This window comes from Gemmatimonadota bacterium (genome assembly GCA_030747075.1).
Lineage (GTDB): Bacteria > ARS69 > ARS69 > ARS69 > ARS69 > ARS69.
Genome location: JASLLL010000030.1, coordinates 21,499 through 29,086 on the forward strand (window position 1 = coordinate 21,499; position 7,588 = coordinate 29,086).

The 7,588-nt window shown below is 64.3% G+C and carries 6 protein-coding genes; all 6 read left to right on the forward strand.

Annotated features, from left to right (window positions below):
• The first annotated feature begins 86 nt into the window (after positions 1-86).
• Positions 87-749, forward strand: coding sequence for a cytochrome c3 family protein (locus QF819_09295; protein ID MDP6803345.1), 663 nt, complete (start codon positions 87-89; stop codon positions 747-749).
• Positions 737-3,787 carry a TAT-variant-translocated molybdopterin oxidoreductase gene (locus tag QF819_09300; protein MDP6803346.1) on the forward strand — a complete coding sequence of 1,017 codons (3,051 nt, stop codon included), beginning with the start codon at positions 737-739 and terminating at the stop codon, positions 3,785-3,787. Before QF819_09295 ends, QF819_09300 begins: the two co-directional genes overlap by 13 nt.
• 3 nt (positions 3,788-3,790) lie before the next feature.
• On the forward strand, positions 3,791-5,236 hold the full coding sequence (gene nrfD, locus QF819_09305) for a polysulfide reductase NrfD (protein ID MDP6803347.1): 1,446 nt from the start codon (positions 3,791-3,793) through the stop codon (positions 5,234-5,236).
• The gene (locus tag QF819_09310) at positions 5,236-5,796 is read left to right on the forward strand and encodes a DUF3341 domain-containing protein (protein ID MDP6803348.1); all 561 of its coding nucleotides are present in this window, start codon (positions 5,236-5,238) and stop codon (positions 5,794-5,796) included. The genes nrfD and QF819_09310 overlap by 1 nt, the downstream gene beginning before the upstream one ends.
• A gap of 4 nt (positions 5,797-5,800) precedes the next feature.
• The gene (locus QF819_09315) at positions 5,801-6,409 is read left to right on the forward strand and encodes a cytochrome c (GenBank protein ID MDP6803349.1); all 609 of its coding nucleotides are present in this window, start codon (positions 5,801-5,803) and stop codon (positions 6,407-6,409) included.
• 13 nt (positions 6,410-6,422) lie between these two features.
• Positions 6,423-7,588: quinol:cytochrome C oxidoreductase (locus QF819_09320; GenBank protein ID MDP6803350.1), on the forward strand; the 1,166-nt coding region annotated here is incomplete at its 3' end.

Sequence of the window (7,588 nt, forward strand, 5' to 3'; positions counted from 1 at the left end):
CGGGAAAAGCGCGGAGCCGACAGGCTTCCCGGAGCGTTCTTCCCGGCCGCTCGCCTCGTGGGCGATTCTCCGAACGGAAAGTCCTCGTGCACGAAGATCGACGAACGCAGCTTCTGCCCTCCTGGGTGGATGGCGCCCTCAAGATCGGGGGGGTGCTTCTCGTACCCGGGCTGATCTACGCCGTGGCGCTGGCGTATTACGGGACCAGTCCGCAGACGATGGACATCGGATACGAACCGCCGCAACCCGTCCCCTACAGCCATGCACTCCATGCGGGAGAACTGGAGATTGACTGCCGGTACTGCCACGACACCGTGGAACGGGCAGCCCACGCGGCCATCCCCCCGACGGAGACCTGCATGAACTGCCACTCCACCATTCGCACCGAGAGCGAAAAACTGGCGGTCGTCCGGGAGAGCCACGCCACGGGAATGCCCATTGAGTGGCTGCGAGTCCATGATCTTCCGGACTTTGTCTATTTCGACCACAGCGCCCATGTGCGGCGTGGTGTCGGTTGCGAAGAGTGCCACGGCCCGGTCGACCAGATGGAAACGGTGTACCAGTACGCCCCGCTCAGCATGAGCTGGTGCCTGAAGTGCCACCGAGACCCGACCGAACGCCTTCGTTCTCCGGAACTGGCGACGACCATGAGTTGGGACCCCGGGGAGGACCGCGCGGCTCTCGGCGCGGCGCTGGCCCGTGAAAACAACATTCACCCCTCGACGGACTGCTCCACATGCCATCGATGAACACCGGAGCCAGCCGGACCTGGCGCACGCTGGAGGAATACGCGGGAACCCCCGAGTTCCAGGATCTCGTGGAACGGGAGTTTCCGAGCCTCTTGCCGGAAACCCATTCGCCCGCGTCCCGAAGGCAGTTCCTCAAGGTCATGGGCGCGTCTGTGGCGCTGGCGGGTATGGCGGGGTGTCGCTGGCCCCAGGAGACGATCGTCCCCTTCGCCAGCCGTCCGAAAGGACTCACGCCGGGGGTGCCGCAGCACTTTGCCACGGCGATGGACCTCTCCGGTGCAGCCCGTCCGCTGATTGCGACAAGCTACGACGGCCGCCCGGTCAAGCTGGAGGGGAACCCGGAACATCCCGCCAGCCTGGGCGGCGCGGATCTCCTGTCGCAAGCGGCCATTCTGGGACTTTACGACCCGGAGCGAAGCCGACATCCGATCCTTCGCGACGGAGGCGGAACCGGTTCCTCCCGCACGGTGGAGGACTTTCTTCAGGAAGCCCGTGCGCATTTTCGCACACTCGGCGCAAGCGGCGGACAGGGTCTTCGGGTCCTCTCGGAAGCCTCGTCCTCGCAAACACTGGCCCGGATGAAGCGGGAGTTCCTGCACGCCTTCCCGAAGGCGGTCTGGCACGAGTACGATCCCCTCTCCAGAGATGCCGAGCGCGAAGGCACCCGGACGGCTTTCGGTACCCCGTATCGTCCCCACTACTCGATGGATGCGGCAGAGGTCATTGTCTCGCTCGGCGCGGACCTACTGGGATCACACCCGGAATCGGTGAGAAACGCCCGGGACTTCGCCTCCCGGCGGCGTGCCGCCGACGGCACGATGAACCGGCTGTATGTGACCGAGAGCCGATTCACGATCACCGGCGGGCAGGCGGACCATCGTCTCCCGGTGACGGAGGCGCGGATTGCGTCCCTTGCGTGGGCGGTTGCGAACGGTGTCTTCTCGTCGGGAGAGGTGTCGATTCCGGCGGCCGCCTCGGCTCTTCGCGATCGGATCGGAAGCGTTCATGTCGCCGACTCCGAGGCGAAGGTTGTGGCGGGAATGGTCCGGGACCTTCTCGCGCATCGGGGACACGGGATGGTCGCGGCCGGGCCGGGACAGGGCGCGGATGTTCACGCGCTGGCGCATCTGCTGAATGTCGCGCTTGGGAATGCCGGCGGCCCGGTGACCTACACCGCGGACCCGGACCCGGATCGCGAGACCCATGTCGCGTCCATCGGGTCGTTGGCCACCGCCGCCGCCTCGGGGCAGGTGGAGACGCTGGTCATCCTGGGCGGGAACCCGGCTTATGACGCCCCCGCGGACCACCGTTTCGCGGACGCGCTGACCCGGGTACCCCACGCCATCCACCTCTCGCTGTACGATGACGAGACCTCGCGCGCCTGCCGGTGGCATCTTCCGCGCACGCACTTCCTCGAAAGCTGGGACGACGCCGCCACATGGGATGGAACCGCCTCGGTGGTTCAGCCGCTGATCGCCCCGCTCTACGGCGGGTGGACTCCGGCGGAGCTGATCGCGTTCCTCGCAACCGGAGAATCGGCCCGCGGACACGACCTCGTCCGTCAGACTTGGCGCGACGCTTCAGAGGGAGACGCCGCCTTCGATCAGCATTGGCGCCGCGTTCTCCACGACGGCTTCGCGGCGGATCGCAGGCGGGAGAGCATGGTCCCGTCAGTGACGGGTGGTTCGTGGGATGCCGTGAAGAGCCCGGACACCGCTCCGGGGATCGGGATGGAGGTCGTCTTCGCGGGAGATGCGTGCCTCCACGACGGCCGGTTTGCGAACAACGGGTGGCTGCAGGAACTCCCGGATCCTTCCACGAAGCTCACCTGGGGCAATGCGGCGCTCATCGCTCCGTCGGATGCCGGTGGACTCCGCACCGGAGATGTGGTCCGCCTCTCCCGGGGAGGCCGGTCGATGGAGATCCCGGCCATGATCCTCCCGGGACAGGCGAAGGGTTCGGTGGCCGTGGCGCTGGGGTACGGCCGAACCCGTGGAGGGCAGGTTGCGGAAGGGGTCGGGGCCGACGGCTATGCGTTCCGCACTTCCGATCTCCAGGGGTACGCGAGCGGCGTTCTCATGGAAAAGACCGGACGCCGTGCGAAGCTCGCGGTCACGCAGGAACACCACATCCTGGACGATACCACCCAGGGACGCGGTGAGGCCGCCCGCCTCCCGACCCTCTATCGGCAGGGAACACTGAGCGAGTTCCGCCACGACCCCGCCTTCGCCCGGCACATGGACCATCACCCGCCGCTCAAGTCGCTGTGGAAGGAGCACTCCTTCGACGGGCATCTGTGGGGCATGAGCATCGACCTCACCGCGTGCAACGGATGCAGCGCGTGCGTCGTGGCGTGTCAGGCAGAGAACAACATCCCGGTGGTCGGGCCACGAGAGGTGGCCAACGGGCGGGAGATGCACTGGCTGCGCGTGGACCGCTACTTCACCGGCGACCCGGATGACCCGGAAGTGGGGCATCTGCCCGTACCGTGCCAGCAGTGCGAGAATGCGCCGTGCGAGCAGGTCTGCCCGGTGGCCGCCACGACGCACACGGAAGAGGGCCTGAACGACATGGTCTACAACCGGTGCATCGGCACGCGGTACTGCCTGAACAACTGCCCGTACAAGGTGAGACGGTACAACTGGTTCCACAACACGAAGGACCAGGAGGGCGTCCGGCAGATGGCCAACAACCCGGAGGTCACGGTCCGCACGCGCGGAGTGATGGAGAAGTGCACCTACTGCGTGCAGCGCATCACGGCAGTCCGCATTCAGGCGAAGAATGACGGGCGGCCGATCACCGACGGGGAGATCACTCCGGCATGCGCACAGACATGCCCGGCCAAGGCCATCGTCTTCGGAGACCTCTCGGATCCGGACAGTCGCGTGCAGAGTCTTCGCGAGGACGGCCGCTCCTATGTCCTCCTGGAGGAACTGAACATTCGACCCAGAACCAGTTACCTGGCGCGCCTTCGGAATCCCGGAGACGGCCAATCCGCGGCGTCCGGAGATCACGGGCACCAGGACCATCGGGGCTGATCCATGACGACGATGCTCAATCGCATTCCGGACAACACCTCGGACGATCCGCAACACCGCCCGGATCTCGTCCTTGGCGGCCACGGCTTCATGTCGTTGACCGACAAGGTCTGCGGAATCGTGGAGAACCGGAAGACCCCGCGCGCATGGTGGGTGCTCTTCGGCATCTCGCTGTCGCTGACCGGGCTACTGGGCGCAATGATCGCGTACCTGTTCATCAAGGGAGTCGGCATCTGGGGAGTCAACAACCCGGCGGGTTGGGGCTTCGCCATCGTCAACTTCGTCTTCTGGGTCGGCATCGGGCATGCGGGCACGCTGATCTCCGCAATCCTCTACCTCTTCCGCCAGAAATGGCGAACGGGGATCAATCGATTCGCCGAAGCCATGACGATCTTCGCGGTGATCTGCGCCGGGATCTTCCCGGGGATCCATGTCGGACGCGTATGGCTGATCTTCTTCATCTTCCCGTACCCGGACCAGATGCTGAACATGTGGCCGAACTTCCGGAGCCCACTGCTCTGGGATGTGTTTGCCGTGGGCACATACTTCACGGTTTCGCTGCTCTTCTGGTACATGGGCATGATCCCGGACATCGCGACGCTCCGGGACCGCGCAACGACCCGCACGCGGGAACTCGCGTACGGACTACTGGCGCTGGGCTGGCGAGGATCCAACCGGCACTGGCAACGATACGAGCGCGCCTATCTGTATCTGGCCGCGCTGGCTGCCCCGCTGGTGCTGAGCGTACACTCGGTGGTTTCGTTCGACTTCGCGGTCTCGCTGATCCCGGGGTGGCATACAACCATTTTCCCGCCCTACTTCGTGGCGGGCGCCATCTTCAGCGGATTCGCCATGGTCGTGACGCTGATCATCCCGGCAAGGAAGTTCTTCGGGCTGGAGGAAATCGTCACGCTCCATCATCTGGAGAACATGAACAAGATCATCCTGGCGACGGGCTCTATCGTCGGGTACGCCTACTCCATCGAGTTCTTTATCGCGTGGTATGGCGGGAATCCATACGAGTCATTCATCTTCCTGAACCGCGCATTCGGTCCGTACGGATGGGCCTACTGGATCATGGTCTCCTGCAATGTGCTCGTCCCGCAGGTGTTCTGGTCGAAGCGCGCACGCACCAGCATCCCCGTCATGCTGAGTGTCGCCATCCTCGTCAATGTGGGGATGTGGTTCGAGAGGTTTGTGATTGTGATCTCTTCGCTGACGGCGGACTTCCTGCCGTCCAGTTGGGGGCTGTTCGTTCCGACACCGGTGGACATCCTCACCTTCCTCGGGAGCTTCGGCCTTTTCTGCACGCTGTTCCTTCTGTTCGTTCGATTCCTGCCGATGATCGCCATGGCGGAGGTCAAGGGCGTCATGCCCCAGTCCCACGCGCACGGCCACGACCACGAAGTCGGTGAGAAACAGATGGCGGAAGCTCGGGGAGATTCCTGATGGCCGCCCGTCACTCCTCTGGTAGCGAAGACACCCGTCTGTCCGGGTACCTCGTCGAGTTTGAAACGCCCGGCGGACTGCTTCGCGCGTGCGAGGAAGTCCGTGACCATGGCTTCTCCCGGTGGGACGCGCACTCGCCGTTCCCGGTGCATGGACTGGACGCAGCCATGGGGCTCAAGCCGACGATCCTCCCGTGGGTCGTGGCCGGTGGTGGTGCCACAGGCTGCGGCCTGGGGCTTCTCCTCCAATGGTGGACGAACGCGCACGACTATCCCTTCCTGATCAGCGGGAAGCCGTTCTTCGGCATCCCGGCCGTGATCCCGGTGACCTTTGAGTTGACCATTCTGCTGTCTGCATTCGGCGCATTCTTCGGAATGCTTCTCCTGAACGGATTTCCACGGTTTCACCACGCCGTCTTCTCCAGCCAGCGGTTCCGGCGAGTGACGCAGGATCGCTTCTTCATCAGCGTGGAAGCACGAGATCCCAAGTTTGATGCGAACGGGACCAAGGCGTTCCTCAGCACCCTGGGCGGAACCCGGGTCGAAAGACTGGAGGGCTGACGCCATGCCGAAATGGATCCCGCCTGCCGTGATCGTGTTGATCGCTGTGTCACTGGTTCCGGCGGCTCTCATCAAGCGAGCCCGCTCCACGCACTCGCCGGTGCCGCGCATCAACATCATCCCGGACATGGACAGCCAGCCGAGCTTCCGGGCGCAGTCCGCCAACGGAATGTTCGCGGACGGACGCGGCATGCGTGCGCCGGTCGAGGGGACCGTTGCGCGGGGAATGCTGGAAGCGGACGATCACTTCCACCGGGGCATCGTGGCCGATGACTGGGCGGACCAGATTCCCGAAGACGCGGGGGTGGACCTCGCCGAGCGCGGACGGGAGCGGTACGGAATCTACTGCACGCCCTGCCATGGAGCGCAGGGGAACGGCGACGGACCGGTGGCACTGCGAGCGGACAAGTTGGCAGAGGGCACCTGGACGCCGCCGACCTCCCTCCACGACAGCCTTGTGAGAGACCGCCCGGAGGGACACATCTTCAACACGATTACCCGCGGGATCCGAAGCATGCCCTCCTACGGCGTGCAGATCCCAGCGGCGGATCGCTGGGCAATCGTGGCCCATGTTCGGGCACTTCAGGCCGAAGGTCAGGAGTCCATTCGATGAGGAGCGTGCCATCGTGAGTCAGACGGAACCAACGGTCGACCTCTCCCACGAGGTGCTGCGCCTCCCGGCGGTTGCCACGCGTGTCACACGAATCGCGGCAGGCGTGGGTGGTGCGGGCCTGATCGCCAGTCTCCTTCTGGGATTCTCGGACGGCGGCCTTACGCCTCGTTTCTTCTCTTCGTATCTCGTGAACTTCTCCTACTTCCTGAGCCTGACGCTGGGAGCTCTCTTCTTCGTGCTGATCCAGCATGTCACGCTGGCCGGGTGGAGCGTCGCTGTTCGGCGGTTTGCGGAAGTCGTCGCGGCCACGGCACCCCAGCTCGCGCTGCTTTCCATCCCGCTCTTTCTCGGTCTTGACAAGCTCTACCCGTGGGCGGTCCCCGGCGCGGCCGACCACGACGCATTGCTTGCCCACAAAGCCGGCTTTCTGAACCCGGCATTCTTCGCGATCCGACTGGCGCTCTGCTTTATCATCTGGACTGTCATCTCGCGGTACTTCCTCAACCGATCCACCGATCAGGACGCTTCCGGAGATCCCGGATTGACTCAGCGCCTCCAGCGACTGGCGGCACCCGCGCTGTACGCCTATGCGCTGACGATCACTTTCTCTGCATTCGACCTGTTGATGTCGCTGGACCCGCACTGGTACAGCACCATCTTCGGCGTCTACTACTTCTCCGGCGGCATCCTCGGGTTCTTTGCGCTCCTGCCGGTCATGACCGCCGCCGTCCAGCGGTCCGGGTATCTCGTCCGGATTATCACTACCGAGCACTATCACGACATGGGGAAATTGGTCTTCGCGTTCACGGTCTTTTGGGCCTATATCGCATTCTCTCAGTATCTGCTGATCTGGTACGCGGACATTCCTGAGGAGACCACCTGGTATCTCCGCAGGATCACCGGATCCTGGACGAACCTCTCCTGGTTCCTCCTGTTCGGACACTTCATGCTCCCATTTGTCGGGCTGCTCTCACGAGTTCCCAAGCGGCGCCGGGGCGCCCTGGTGTTGGGTTCGGTCTGGATTCTGGCTGTCCACTGGATCGACCTGTACTGGATCGTGATGCCGGAAATGGGCGGGCACGGACACCTTGCGGAGCTCTCGTTCGATGTGCTGGATCTGACCTGCTTCCTGGGCGTGGGGGGGATGTTTGTGGCTGCGGTGGGGAATAAGCTGCGAAC